This window comes from Bacillus pretiosus (assembly GCF_052947655.1).
Genome location: NZ_CM129593.1, coordinates 2,001,067 through 2,014,658, shown reverse-complemented (window position 1 = coordinate 2,014,658; position 13,592 = coordinate 2,001,067). Strand labels below are relative to the sequence as shown.

Below are 13,592 nucleotides of genomic sequence, written 5' to 3'. Positions count from 1 at the left end.
ATGATACAAACGAAAGAAAAAATAAAAGTTATGCGTGCAGAAGATCTTCCTATTCAAATCGGTAAAGAGGTACAAATGAAAGGTATGTCTATCGCCCTATTCCGCCTTTCAAATGGCGATATTCAAGCTGTAGAAAATCGTTGTCCTCATAAAAACGGACCATTAGCCGAAGGAATTGTATCTGGTGAATTCGTTTTTTGTCCACTGCATGATTGGAAAATTTCATTACTAACAGGTGAAGTTCAAAAACCTGATGACGGCTGTATTCAAACATACGAAGTAGAAGTTATTGATGGTGACATTTATTTATACATGTAATTTTCGAAAGGAAGCCTCCTCTGGCTTCCTTTTAAATAAAAATTGATGAGGTGCGATGATGAACGGATATGTATATTTAGTTGGTGCAGGACCAGGTGATGAAGGGCTTATTACAAAGAAAGCAATAGATTGTTTAAAGCGTGCAGATATCGTTTTATATGACCGTTTATTAAACCCTTTCTTTCTTAGTTATACAAAAGAAACATGTGAACTTATTTATTGCGGAAAAATACCAAAGAATCATACTATGCGACAAGAAATGATTAACGCCCACCTCCTTCAATTTGCGAAAGAAGGAAAAATCGTTGTCCGCTTAAAGGGCGGAGATCCATCTATTTTCGGCCGTGTTGGTGAAGAAGCAGAAACTTTAGCAGCAGCGAACGTTCCATATGAAATCGTACCAGGTATTACATCTAGCATCGCCGCTAGTAGCTATGCAGGTATCCCCCTCACCCACCGTAACTACAGTAATAGCGTCACTTTACTAACTGGGCATGCGAAAGGCCCTTTAACCGATCATGGAAAATATAATTCATCCCACAATAGCGACACAATTGCCTACTACATGGGTATAAAAAACTTACCTACAATTTGTGAAAACTTACTACAAGCAGGAAAGAAAAAAGATACGCCAGTAGCCGTCATTGAATGGGGTACAACCGGAAAGCAGCGCGTTGTCACAGGAACACTTTCAACCATTGTTCCTATCGTCAAAAACGAGAATATTTCAAATCCATCCATGACAATTGTTGGTGATGTCGTTTCCTTACGTAATCAAATCGCTTGGAAAGAACGTAAACCATTACATGGTAAAAAAGTTTTATTTGCATCCGCAACGAATAAAACAAGTTCAATGAAGCAAAAGTTACAAGAAGCCGGTGCAGAAATATATCAAATTCCTACTTTCAAAAAAGCAGAATACACATTAAAACTTGAACAAATCAATGAAATTTTTAACGTTGATCGCCTTGTATTTTGTTCAGCTGAAAGTGTAGAAATATTGATGCGATCATGTAGTAAACACCAAAAAGATATTCGTTCTTTACAGGCGCAACTACAACATATGAACGTTGCCACTCAAGAAAAACTTATACAATATGGACTACTAAGTAAACAAGCAGAGTTCTCTTCCGATACAACTGTTTATTTAGGACGAAATATTAACCGAATTGCTTTTATTCAAGAGACAATTGGTGCTGGGTCATATATGATGACTCATGAATATACAATTGATCATCGCTTCGATGAAGTCCATTCTCGTATGCTTTCTGAATTCTCATGGGATAGTATTGTATTTGAAGGGCGTGCCTCAATTGATACATTTCTATCAGAAATAAAACGCCTTGGCTTTAGCGATATTCTTACTCTTCCCTTCTCATATACCGACGTTCCAACTTTACACTATGCGAATAAAGTCGGACTTCATCATGTAGATGAGCAATTACAAGACATGGTTATGAAGAAAGATTTGGTGGTACGATGAAAGGAATTGTATATGTTGGACACGGGAGTCGCCTGCAAGAAGGTAATGAGCAATTCATTCACTTTATTCAATCTGTTATGAAAGAACGTAACGAAAGAATTCAAAAAATGGCTTTTCTAGAACTAACAACACCTACCATTTCGGATGCAGTTACAGAAACGATACTAGAGGGCGCAACTGAAATAATGATTGTACCTGTTTTATTATTTGCAGCAGCTCACTATAAACTTGATATTCCTTTTGAAATAGAGCAACTACAAAAGAAATATCCACAAATAACATTTTCAGTTGTACCACCCTTTAGTACGCATCCACATATGGTGGAACTTGTAGTGAAAAGAATACGTGAAACTATGCCAATGCAAGATAGTAGTATTTTACTCGTAGGAAGAGGTAGCAGTGATCCACAGCCGATACATGAGTTACAACAAATCGGAGCAGCTGTCGAACGAAAACTCGGTATGCCAGTATCGTGCTCCTTTTTAACGAAAGGAGCACCCTCTTTTACTGCTGAGCTCAAGGCTATAACATCGACTGCCTCCCATGTATATGTCATGCCCTATCTTCTCTTTACCGGACTGTTGCTTCAAAAAATTAAGTTGCATACAAAAAAACATGCTCACATCACGACTTGTAACTGTCTTCAGTTTGATACATATATGAAATTGACATTATTAGAACGAATGGAGGAATGTGTGTATGTATAACATGTACCCTCTTATGCTTAATCTAAATAAAAAAGTAGTTGTTATAGTTGGTGGAGGTAAAATTGCATATCGAAAAGCGTCTGGATTAAAAGATACAGGCGCTTTTGTCACCATTATCAGCCCAGAAATTTGCGAGGAAATGAAGGAACTACCTTATATTACTTGGAAGCAAAAAACTTTTAGTAATGATGATATTAAAGATGCTCATCTTATTTATGCAGCTACAAATCAACATGCTGTAAATATGATGGTCAAACAGGCCGCCCATGATTTCCAGTGGGTTAATGTTGTAAGTGATGGTACAAAATCATCGTTTCACACACCTGGTGTCATCCGACATGATGAATATGTTGTCACTATTTCAACTTCAGGTAAAAATCCATCATATACAAAGCGTTTGAAGCAGGCACTAACATCTATATTTCCTAAACTTATAAAAAAGCTTTCTCGTACTCACAAATAATAATCTATTTCTTAGCTAAAATAGTAATTACCTTTGGACAAACGTTTTTTAGAAGCGTTTGTTCTTTTTGTTTTGGTTCCTTTTTTGAATTAAGCCGCTTGATTATTAGGCATGGTACAATTGTAAACGACACCTAATATATCAAAGACTGTTTTCTTCTCATATTGATGGGATTTCTGTCCATCATTTACCGCCTCAAATCTAATCGTTTTTGCATGTATATTCAAAACAAAATATATGACAAATAAATAACGACAGTTACTGTAATAATGCTGAAAAGTGTTGAAAATAGAACGATTTGCGCATGTAATTCAGGCTCTATTTGATACTCCATAGCAATCGTTGATGTATTTCTTGAAGTAGGAAAAGAACTTGCAATAAATAATGATTGTGCAACAATACCATCAATGTTTAGTAGGTAGATCATGGCAAGTGCTAATAATGGTCCCATCAATAATCTTCCAATTAAAGCCCATGTTATGACTCGATGGAAAAAATTAAGCTTAATGTTGGATAATTGCGCTCCTAGCAATATGAGTGCTATTGCAACAAAACTATTCGCAAGCTGATTAAGAGGTAGAAAGATAGAATTAGGTATTTGAATTGTAAAAGATTGAAAGAGAACCCCTAATATGAGTGCATGAAATACAGGCAATCTTAGAAATGATTGAATAATACTTCCGATTGTTTTTGTTGCTGATAGTAAGTTATATATCCCATATGAATAAGTTAAAATATTCTGAAAAATAATAATGAAAATCTGAATGGAAACCCCCACTGGATTGTGACTGAAAATCAATTGACTTACTGGTAATCCATAATTACCGGAATTCATTAACGAAATGCTATTTTTTAGAGCTGCACTTTCTCCTTTTTCTAACTTTAATGTTTTTGAAATGAAATGACTTACTATCATCACACTCAGACTGTAAAGCATTAAATAGTATATTATCTGGAGCAACAAACCTGTTTCTATACTAATATCATATATATTCACAAATACAGCCGCTGGCATCAAGCAATAATTAATAAGTGTTGATAGCTGCTTTAAGTTAAATTGGAACTTCCTTTGTAAGGTTGCACCAATTAGCATCAATATTAATATTGGTAATATTACGTCTAATATAATAAAAACAAACATTTAAAACCTCATTCTACATATATTTTAGTTTGATTAAACGCTTTACTAAATTTGGACACATTTAATTCAAATGTAGACCATGACGCTACCCAAAATACCATTTAAAAGCATTCGTATACAGGATGTTATCGGTAGCTTGTTCATCAAATAGCTGTTGAATCAATTTGATATCTCCATACTCAAAAGGTCTTTTTGCTCTTGTAGATGGTAAATCTGTTCCAAACATAAGTGCATATGGGTTAACTTCATAAATCGACTTTAAGGCATTCTCAACACCTAATTCGATACGACCAAAACCAGTAGCTTTCACATGTACCCCTTTATCAACTAGTTTTAATAAATGTGGTAAACCTTCTTCTGATAACCCTAAATGGTCAATTGATATAGCTGGTAATTTTTCTATAGTGGATGCAATTTCGGGCAACTCTTTTGCATCCATATAAAGCTCACTATGCCATCCTACTAAATCATGAACTCTTCTAGCAAAGTAATCCAGCTTCGATAAATCTTCTGAACCACCTCTTTTAATATTAAAGCGTAATGCTTTTACCCCATTTTCATTTAAATTTAGTATTTCTTCATCCGTCACTGTAAAAGGTAATTGTGTTACGCCACAAAATGTTGAACCCAACTGTTTTAGTGCCTTTAATAAATATTCTTGATCAAACCCTTGGAAAGAACCAGATACGATCGCTCCACCAATTACATTCAAATTAGGAGATTCATTCTGATAATCTTCTACAACAAAGTTGGGTGGAAAATACCCTTGGTTCTCAATAATCGGAAAATTAAAATCAATAATATGAAAATGTGCATCAAAAATTCTCATTTCATTTCCCTCCCCTCTCTTTTCTTTAACATATCAAATATGACTCATAAAGAAAATTATGGATTATTTATACAAATTCATAATTTTATCTTATCGACCTAAACTTTATTTTAAGTGTACTTTTTCATAATATCCATTAGCCTTACCAAAAAATCTGGCCCTAAAAAATATGAAGTTTTTTCTTGTTATAAATACCGTCATATATTTTTAAATTTTCGGGATATTCCTATACATTTATATTAATTTTTATATATTAATATATAGTTTTTAGAAAGGAGCGACTATTTATCGATTCGTTAGCGATCAATAGTCATCGTTTCATTCAAAAGTTATTATTTTCGTTCTCGATATATTCCGAATGTTTTATGAGGATTTTTCGTTTGTTCATTTCAGTCTTATAACAATCGTACTGTAGCTTTTACTTTGGAAACTTTCAATAGACAAAAAACAGCGTTCTCGATTGTAGAATTAGATTTAAGTTCATACATTTATCTCTTAATATCTTTATCTGTAGGCAAAACAATTGCAGCTATTATATAAAGTAACACTGTAAATCCGCTAGAAAAAAAAGCGGATAATGCAGTTACTATGCGAAGGATACTTACATCAATTCCATACTTATCACTTAAGCCACCTAGTACACCTGAAACTTGTTTATCTTGAGTAGACTTATATAATTTTTTCATCTAAACACCCCGATCCGATTAAATATTTGTATTCTAAAAATTAGCTCAATCTTTGGAATAGATTTAACATCCCTTTAACTAACTTGCCCTTTAATTGAATAACATCTGATATCTATATTTTAACATAAAATTCCATAAAACTTCTGTTTTTCATTTTTAAACCACATTATTTTAGAATACAAGTGTTTGTTAAGCTAGCAATAAAAAACATATCGAAGCCTATTACTAAAAGAACCATCCTAGATTACTTTAGGATGGTTCTTTTTCTTTATTAATGATTTTTTAACATCACTAACAGCTTTTCTTGACTATACATCCACACTGTAATGATTAAACAAGCAAGTGCGACTTCTGATAATGCCATAAATCCAATTGCATAATGGCCTGTTAGTTGGAATAGTAAAGTTAAAATTAGGGGCGGGAAGAACCCTCCTAGTCCGCCTAAAGCTGAAACGAGTCCATTTACAATACCAGCTTGTTCTGAGAAGTACATGGGAGCAAGTTTGAAGATTGTACCATTACCAATCCCTGCACAAAATGCGACTAGTAGGCAACCAAATGTATACACGTTCATACTAGGCATAAATGATAAAATAATACCTGAAAGTGTTAAACCGATAAATACGAAGATTAATATTTTAAACGGGTTAAACTTATCACCAAGCCAACCACCAATCGGACGCATAATTGTTGCTAATACAATGAATCCAGCTGTCCGCATACCTGCATCCACTTTCTCTAATCCGAAGTGAGATACTAAGAAGTTTGGTAAGTATACGGTAAATGCAACAAACGATCCGAATGTTAAAAAATAAAAGATACATAGAAACCAAAGTTTTTCATTTTTATATACACCTTTTATTTGTTCCATTAGTGGCGTATTCACCTTTTTCTCCTTACGATCGCCTAATAAAAAGTTCATAAGTGCAAACGCTGCAAGTAAAACTAAATAACACTGTACTGTCGTTCGCCAGCCAACTGAAGTTGCAATGACAGGTGCTAAAAACGAAGTAATTGCTGTTCCGGCGTTACCGACACCGTAAATACCATTTACAAAACCGTGACTCTCTTTCGGAAAGTATTTCGGTAAAGAAGTTACGCCTACGGAGAATACAGCTCCACCGATCCCTACAAATAATCCTCCAATAATTAAATCCATCATTGAATTGGCAACACTAATATAAAAGACAGGAAATAATAATAGAATAAAACTAATAAAGAATAATTTTCTTGCGCCGAAACGATTTGTCCAATAACCAATCGGAATGCGAAGAACAGAACCTAAAATAACCGGTACTGCCGTTACCATAGAAATTTGTCCCGCAGTTAATGGAATATCCGCTTTAATATAAGGCATTAATGATGATAAAATGACCCATACCATAAAACCGATAACTAGATTAGAAGTTTGTAAACTTAATTGAAAATTAGGACTTTTCATCCTGTTCCCTCCTATGTATGCATAGTTATATTCATTCCCTCCAGCCTAATCACGTCCTTACATGATTAGGCTGAAAAGAATCAACCACCACTTACTGGCGGAATTATCGCTATGACATCGCCAGTTTGAATGATGTCATCCTCATTTGCATACTCTTCATTTATAGCGACCATTATCTCATTTGAAATTGCTACGTTGTATTTCGTGATAAGGACTTCCTTTAGTTCAGCAACTGTAATATTTTCATAATCTATGTGTAATGCTGGCTTGCTTACTTCTTCTTGTAAATGTGCAAATAATAGTACTTCAATCATATTCTCATCCCCTTTCCAGGCTCATCATTCTCATATGCTACCTTTTCTAACTGATCACCTATCCATGATTCACCATCTTCCCAAAATTCTTTCTTCCAAATTGGAACGATTTGTTTTATACGCTCCATAATATATTCGTTCGCCTCATAGGCTGCTTTCCGGTGTGGTGTAGAAACAGAGACGACAACAGCAAGATCAGAAATTTGTAATGTACCAATGCGATGTGTAATGGCGACATTTGTCCCAGGCCACTTCTCTCCTACTTCGGTGCCAATTTTCTTAAGCTGTTTCTCCGCCATTGACTTATATGCTACATACTCTAAATATAGCGTACGACGGCCTTTCGTAAATTCTCTAACAGTACCAATGAAAGTTGCAACTGCGCCACATTCACGAAGAATTACTTTGTTTGTAACTTCTTCAATTGAAATAGGTGTATCAATTACTTCATAATACGTATGTGTCATCTCGCACCTCTTATCTTTGTATAAGTTAGCAATCTATTTTTCTATTATTTGTATGATCGAAGTGGTTCTTCCCACGGCCACTCACTTCCGGCGCTTGATTCTAATAACAGTACCGAAACAGTTATTCCTGCTTCAAATCCTCTCGTTCCTCCCGGCAGGACGATAAATGCGTTGGCCTCTGCAAGTGAAGAAATTGCACTAGATTTGTCTAAACCAACTGGTGTAGCTTGCAATGTTCCATCTACAATTTCCACTTTCCCTCGTACAAAACGAGTAAATGGGTTTGCTTTCAGAAAGTCTTTCTGTAATATTGCCTCTGCACGATATATGTGCGAATCTTTTCTATGCAAATATGTTCCAATGACTGGCCGAACATATAATTCACAACCGACATAACAAGCAGAAGGATTACCAGATAGACCAAATAATAGTTTCCCCTCTAGCTCAGCTACAGTTGTCACACTTCCTGGTCGCATCGCTATTTTGTTAAAAAGTACATTAGCTCGTAATCTCTCATAAATAGCAGGTAAATAGTCATAGTCTCCTACCGAAACACCACCAGTTGTAATTAAAATATTGACTTCTTTTATCGCTTTTTTCACAGTGTTATAACATGTCTCAAAATCGTCAGCAAATTGTCCATAATACTGTACAACTCCGCCCGCTCGTTCAACTTGAGCAGCTATCATATAGGAGTTACTATTTCGAATCTTCCCTGGCTTTAATTGTTCATGTACTTCAAGCAGTTCACTTCCTGTCGTTACAATTCCAATAACCGGCTGTTTTACAACGTGAACGGTACTATAACCAAACGTTGAAAGAAGCACCACTACTCCAGGGTTAATAACAGTCCCTTTTTTCACAAGGATGGTATTTTGTTTTACATCTTCACCTTTAAAAGAAATGTTATCACCAGCGGCGAAGGAGCGTTTTAATTTCATATACGTCTTTTCTTTTTCTTCAAATCCTTCCGTTAGCTCTAACATAACAACCGCATTACACCCTTTCGGAATTGCGGCTCCTGTCATAATACGGACAGCTTGAAATGCTTTCACTTCTTCTGTAAAAACAAAACCGGCTCCAATTTCACCAATCACTTCAAACAGAATGGGATTACTGCTACTTGCTTCTTTTGTATCTTCTGCTCGAATCGCAAACCCGTCATATGGAGAGCGATCAAAATGCGGGACATCATGATCTGCAATAACAGCTTCTCCAAGCGTTCTACCGTAGCTTTCTATAAGAGAAACCTTTTCTATTTCACCTTGGTAGGCATATTCCATTACACGCGCAACTGCTTCTACCACTGGAATTGGTATACGTTTTTCTAACATTCTTTTTTCACCTCTTTCCAATAAGGTGCCACTCACTTTTCTGTTCACCCTATATATGTTGCGTATAATCGTTTTGCTATTTTCACATCATTTGTCCCATGAATAAATGCCCTACCGTCTGTAAATAAAACGAAACGATATTCATCAATTAGAAATGATAGTAAGTATGGCGTTTTTTTGACATGTACACTCTTTTGTAATCGTTTTTGAATTTCGTTTAAATTAAGATTTTTCTTTATTCCTGAACGGATTTGAACTGTATTCCGTCCGCATAACACTTCCGTTTTCATTTGCGTTTCAAATGTTAAACTTGGATACGTTCGTGATTTTCCGCAAGATGGACATGTACTTTTTTTCTGTCTATTTACTTTTAATGAGAGATATTGATTGTTCCAAATATCAAATGATAACATCGTCCCTCTTAACGACTCATAATCATCCACCAATATTTTCATCGCCTCTGTTACTTGGTGAGCAACAACCATTTGTACAGCTGGCTGAATGATTCCGGCTGTATCGCATGTTGCACCGCTCATAGGATGGTCCATTAGGCAGCGAAAACATGGTGTTTTCCCAGGAAGAATTGTATACGTTACACCGTAACTCCCGATGCATCCGCCGTATATCCAAGGTATATTCTCTTTTTGTGAAATGTCATTTATAAGTAAACGCGTATCGAAATTGTCAGTCGCATCTATGATAAGGTCCACATCTTTTGTTAACTCTTCTATTTCTTGCATTGTGACATCTGTTACAACTGGTACAATTTCCACTTCAGAATTAATCTTTCTTACATGTTCTGCCGCTGCAATTGCTTTCGGTTTACAATGCTTTGCATCTTCTTCTGTATATAACTGTTGCCGCTGTAAATTACTCCATTCGACGTAGTCACGATCGGCAATTGTCAATTTCCCAATTCCCATCCTAACGAGCGCTTCCGCATTTGCAGCTCCTAGTGCACCCGCACCGATTAGGAGCACTTGCTTTTCTCTTATTTTTCTTTGACCCATTTCACCAATTCCAGAAAACAATACTTGCCTTGAATATCGCTCTTGCATAGAGAATCCTCCTTTCGCTATCCGCCAATGTATGACATTTCAACTTTTGGACGTTTATTTGTACTTTCCACCGTTCTTTCATCTGAATATCGATCTGTTCTATATCTCCATGTATGTTGTAAAATTTTTAATAGTGAGGCATCCGAAATATTTTCTCGAAGAAGCGTTCGCAAATCCGTTCCTTTTTCTCCAAATAAGCACGTAAAAAACTTACCGTCTGCCGAAATACGAGCTCTCGTACAAGAAGAACAAAATGACTCTGATACTGAAGTAATAAACCCAACTTCTGCATTGCTCCCTACATATCGATACAATTTCGCAACTTCTCCAAAGTAACGAGGTGTAACAGGCTCAACTGGATATACGCGATTAATCTTCTCTATTAATTGTTCCTTCGTAATCACTTGTTCAAAGTTCCATCCGTTCGTACTGCCCACATCCATAAACTCAATAAAACGAAGCTGAATTTCTTGTTCTTTAAAATAACGAGCCATATGTAGGATTTGGCTATCATTCATTCCTTTTTTTACGACCATATTTACCTTTACTTCTAATCCTGCAGCCTTTGCTGCTTCAATTCCTTTTAATACAGGTTTTGTGCTTACATTTCGGCCATTTATATTTTTGAAGACGTGATCCTCTATCGCATCTAAACTAATATTTACACGTTTTAATCCCGCGTCTTTTAACGCCTGAGCTTGTTTTGCTAAATGAATACCGTTTGTTGTGAGCCCAATATCTTTTAAGCCTTCTAGCTTTGCAAGTCTTGCGATTAACTTCGGTAAGTCTTTACGCAATAACGGTTCGCCACCAGTAAGCCTAATTTTTTCAACTCCCATACTTATAAATAACCTAGCTAGTCTCTCTATTTCATCAAAAGATAATAAAAACTCTTCCTGTAAAAAAGCGTAATGAGGTCCGAACACTTCAGCAGGCATACAATATGTGCACCTAAAATTACAACGATCAATAACTGAAATACGTAAATCTTGAAGTGGACGTTCTAAAGAATCTTTCATTTTCTCGTACATCTATATCCCTTCTTTTCTGCTGCAATCCTTAGTAAGTTTTCAATTTTTCATTTGCCTTTATTATAAAAAAGAAGCTACATATTCAATGTGACTTTTCTCACATCACTTTCCCCATTCAAAAATTCTTCACAAATCCGTTCGAATTTTGTTCACATCTTCAGTGCCTACTCCTTACGGTCATTGAAATTTCACTTATATTTTTAAAATAGCTCTTGCATTTCCAGCATACTTACACTCAAAATAGGAAATGGATTGCTTATAAGAAGAAAGGTGATTGCTGTGACAAACAGTATGAAATTATCTCAAGATTTAAAGGAATTACTTGCATCTGTTGAATATAAAATGCAGATAAAAAAAGGTAGTTTTATTTTTCAAGAAGGTATGGAGGCAACCGAACTCTATATTATCCACTCAGGAAAAGTACAAATTAGTAAACTTAGTGCTGACGGACAAGAATTAACACTTCGAATTTGTTCGGCATATGACATTATTGGAGAATTAACATTGTTCACGGACGATGCGAAGTATTTATTAAATTCAAAATGCCTTGAAGATGTTGAAGTAGGCGTTATAAAGCGTGAAGCGTTAGAAAGAGAATTACTCCAAAAGCCCGCACTTGTATTTGAATTTATGAAATGGATTAGTGAACATTTAAGAAGAATGCAAACGAAGTTCCGAGATTTAGTATTACACGGCAAAAAAGGTGCCCTTTATTCTACTCTCATTCGAATGACAAATAGTTACGGTGTATTAAAAGAAAATGGTATTCTCATCGATTTACCGTTAACGAATCAAGAACTCGCTAATTTCTGTGCAACTTCACGCGAAAGTGTAAATCGAATGTTAAATGAATTAAAAAAGCAAGGTACAATTTCTATTCATAAAGGAAAGATTACAATCCACGATTTACAATTTTTAAAACGTGAAATTGCTTGTGAAGATTGCTCTGCTTCTGTTTGTAGTATTGATTAGCGTCTTATTTAGATACTTATACCTATAAAGAAAGCCGAGGTCTCCAATTAGATCTCGGCTTTCTTTATAAGTTACTAAACATATAAAACAACATTATTTTTTCAATTCATTTGGAATACGTCTTCTGTAAATTACATAACTACGGCTTATATATTTAATTGGGGCACTAAATACATGTACTAGTCTTGTAAATGGCCATACTGCGAAAAGCCCCATTCCTGCAAGAATATGAATTTTAAACCATACAGGTACTTCCATCATATATTCAACTTTCGGTTGGAAAATGAAGAGGCTTCGGAACCACGGACCGATCGTTGTACGATAATCAAACCCTTTTGAGTCGATGTTTAAAAATGTTGAGGAAAGCCCTGCTAGCATTACGATAAGTAATAAAATAAGCGCAATATAATCTCCCTTTGTGCTCGTTGCAATGATACGTTTTACTGTTACGCGGCGGTACGTTAATATAATTAAACCGATGATAGAAGCAACACCTGCCGGAAGTCCGAAACTAATTGCTACTACATGATACATATGCTCCGAAATACCTATTGAACGGTATACAGCCTCTGGAATTAAAATCCCCATAACATGACCGCCAATTACGAACATGATCCCAAAGTGGAATAATAGACTTCCGATTCGGAGCATTTTCTTTTCTAATAGTTCACTAGATTTTGATGTCCATCCAAATTGATCATAGTTGTATCTGAAAATATGCCCACCGATAAAGATCGCAAAAATGATATAGGGAAACAATACCCATAGAAATTGATCCATCATTTTGACAACTCTCCTTTCTAATTTGTCTGTACACCCCATGTATCGATAGCGAGTAGAACAGCCGCAAGAATTGGTTCATACATACTACCTGCTTCTTTTAACTGAACGTGTAATGCTTGTATGTTCTCCTTGTATTTACTCATAATTGGTTCACTGTCTTGCTCATTTGCATTTGCAAAAAACTCGAGTAATAACGGTAAATAATCAGGTAGTTCTTTATCTGTTACTTCAAAACCAGATTTTTTATAATGCTGCTTTAACTCTAGTAATTCAATACCTCTTTCTCTTTGTTCGCCGGTGTTCATATAAGTTAAATACATATTTGTCTTTTTACCAAAATCAAATGTATATACGTAACAGTCAATTAATTGATCATCCATTTTATCCAGCGCTTGCTTTATAAATGCTGTAAGTGATGCTTTAACGTCTTCCTGTTCAATCGCTTCAATCTCTTCTTGCAATTCAGTTAAAGCTTCTCTCCACCCGAGTTCCGGATAGGAAAGAAGGAATGAAGAACATGAAAAAGCAGTTTGTAAACTTTGTTTCATATTTTTCCGCCCCCATT

General features: G+C 35.5%; 16 protein-coding genes. 5 read left to right on the top strand and 11 right to left on the bottom strand.

Features of this window, described 5'->3' with window-relative positions:
• Genes nirD through ACU8YW_RS10460 form a run of 4 tightly spaced genes read left to right on the top strand, consistent with a single transcriptional unit; the run spans position 1 to position 2,971 of the window.
• Positions 1-318, top strand: a complete 318-nt coding sequence (gene nirD, locus ACU8YW_RS10475; RefSeq protein ID WP_097889479.1) for a nitrite reductase small subunit NirD — start codon at positions 1-3, stop codon at positions 316-318.
• A gap of 58 nt (positions 319-376) precedes the next feature.
• Entirely contained in the window at positions 377-1,801 is a 1,425-nt protein-coding gene (locus tag ACU8YW_RS10470) for a uroporphyrin-III C-methyltransferase (RefSeq protein WP_088063166.1), read from the top strand.
• Positions 1,798-2,508, top strand: a complete 711-nt coding sequence (locus ACU8YW_RS10465) for a sirohydrochlorin chelatase (protein WP_088063165.1) — start codon at positions 1,798-1,800, stop codon at positions 2,506-2,508. The genes ACU8YW_RS10470 and ACU8YW_RS10465 overlap by 4 nt, the downstream gene beginning before the upstream one ends.
• On the top strand, positions 2,501-2,971 hold the full coding sequence (locus ACU8YW_RS10460) for a precorrin-2 dehydrogenase (RefSeq protein WP_088063164.1): 471 nt from the start codon (positions 2,501-2,503) through the stop codon (positions 2,969-2,971). The genes ACU8YW_RS10465 and ACU8YW_RS10460 overlap by 8 nt, the downstream gene beginning before the upstream one ends.
• 223 nt (positions 2,972-3,194) lie before the next feature.
• Here the strand turns inward: ACU8YW_RS10460 and ACU8YW_RS10455 are convergent, their stop codons facing one another.
• The 9 genes from ACU8YW_RS10455 to moaA form a co-directional block, all read right to left on the bottom strand.
• Entirely contained in the window at positions 3,195-4,112 is a 918-nt protein-coding gene (locus ACU8YW_RS10455) for an AEC family transporter (RefSeq protein ID WP_426933717.1), read from the bottom strand.
• Positions 4,113-4,197: 85 nt separating this feature from the next.
• Positions 4,198-4,941 carry an amidohydrolase family protein gene (locus ACU8YW_RS10450; protein ID WP_426933718.1) on the bottom strand — a complete coding sequence of 248 codons (744 nt, stop codon included), beginning with the start codon at positions 4,939-4,941 and terminating at the stop codon, positions 4,198-4,200.
• 488 nt (positions 4,942-5,429) lie between these two features.
• Complete coding sequence (locus ACU8YW_RS10445) at positions 5,430-5,627, bottom strand: PspC domain-containing protein (protein WP_000737851.1); 198 nt, start codon at positions 5,625-5,627, stop codon at positions 5,430-5,432.
• A gap of 271 nt (positions 5,628-5,898) precedes the next feature.
• Positions 5,899-7,068, bottom strand: coding sequence for a nitrate transporter NarK (gene narK, locus ACU8YW_RS10440; RefSeq protein WP_088063161.1), 1,170 nt, complete (start codon positions 7,066-7,068; stop codon positions 5,899-5,901).
• Positions 7,069-7,148: 80 nt separating this feature from the next.
• Positions 7,149-7,382, bottom strand: coding sequence for a molybdopterin converting factor subunit 1 (gene moaD, locus ACU8YW_RS10435; RefSeq protein ID WP_046953625.1), 234 nt, complete (start codon positions 7,380-7,382; stop codon positions 7,149-7,151).
• Positions 7,379-7,849 carry a molybdenum cofactor biosynthesis protein MoaE gene (locus tag ACU8YW_RS10430; RefSeq protein ID WP_046953626.1) on the bottom strand — a complete coding sequence of 157 codons (471 nt, stop codon included), beginning with the start codon at positions 7,847-7,849 and terminating at the stop codon, positions 7,379-7,381. The genes moaD and ACU8YW_RS10430 overlap by 4 nt, the downstream gene beginning before the upstream one ends.
• Positions 7,850-7,893: 44 nt before the next feature.
• Positions 7,894-9,183, bottom strand: a complete 1,290-nt coding sequence (locus ACU8YW_RS10425; RefSeq protein WP_088609035.1) for a molybdopterin molybdotransferase MoeA — start codon at positions 9,181-9,183, stop codon at positions 7,894-7,896.
• Between the two features lie 44 nt (positions 9,184-9,227).
• Positions 9,228-10,241 (bottom strand): molybdopterin-synthase adenylyltransferase MoeB, encoded by a 1,014-nt coding sequence (locus ACU8YW_RS10420; protein WP_088609034.1) that lies wholly within the window; start codon positions 10,239-10,241, stop codon positions 9,228-9,230.
• Between the two features lie 17 nt (positions 10,242-10,258).
• Entirely contained in the window at positions 10,259-11,272 is a 1,014-nt protein-coding gene (moaA, locus tag ACU8YW_RS10415; RefSeq protein ID WP_426933719.1) for a GTP 3',8-cyclase MoaA, read from the bottom strand.
• 279 nt (positions 11,273-11,551) lie between these two features.
• Here moaA and ACU8YW_RS10410 point away from each other — a divergent pair, with 279 nt between their 5' ends.
• On the top strand, positions 11,552-12,244 hold the full coding sequence (locus tag ACU8YW_RS10410) for a Crp/Fnr family transcriptional regulator (RefSeq protein WP_000185186.1): 693 nt from the start codon (positions 11,552-11,554) through the stop codon (positions 12,242-12,244).
• Between the two features lie 93 nt (positions 12,245-12,337).
• Here the strand turns inward: ACU8YW_RS10410 and narI are convergent, their stop codons facing one another.
• Positions 12,338-13,027, bottom strand: coding sequence for a respiratory nitrate reductase subunit gamma (gene narI, locus ACU8YW_RS10405; RefSeq protein WP_000969212.1), 690 nt, complete (start codon positions 13,025-13,027; stop codon positions 12,338-12,340).
• A gap of 17 nt (positions 13,028-13,044) precedes the next feature.
• Entirely contained in the window at positions 13,045-13,575 is a 531-nt protein-coding gene (narJ, locus tag ACU8YW_RS10400; RefSeq protein WP_000814221.1) for a nitrate reductase molybdenum cofactor assembly chaperone, read from the bottom strand.
• Positions 13,576-13,592 lie beyond the last annotated feature (17 nt).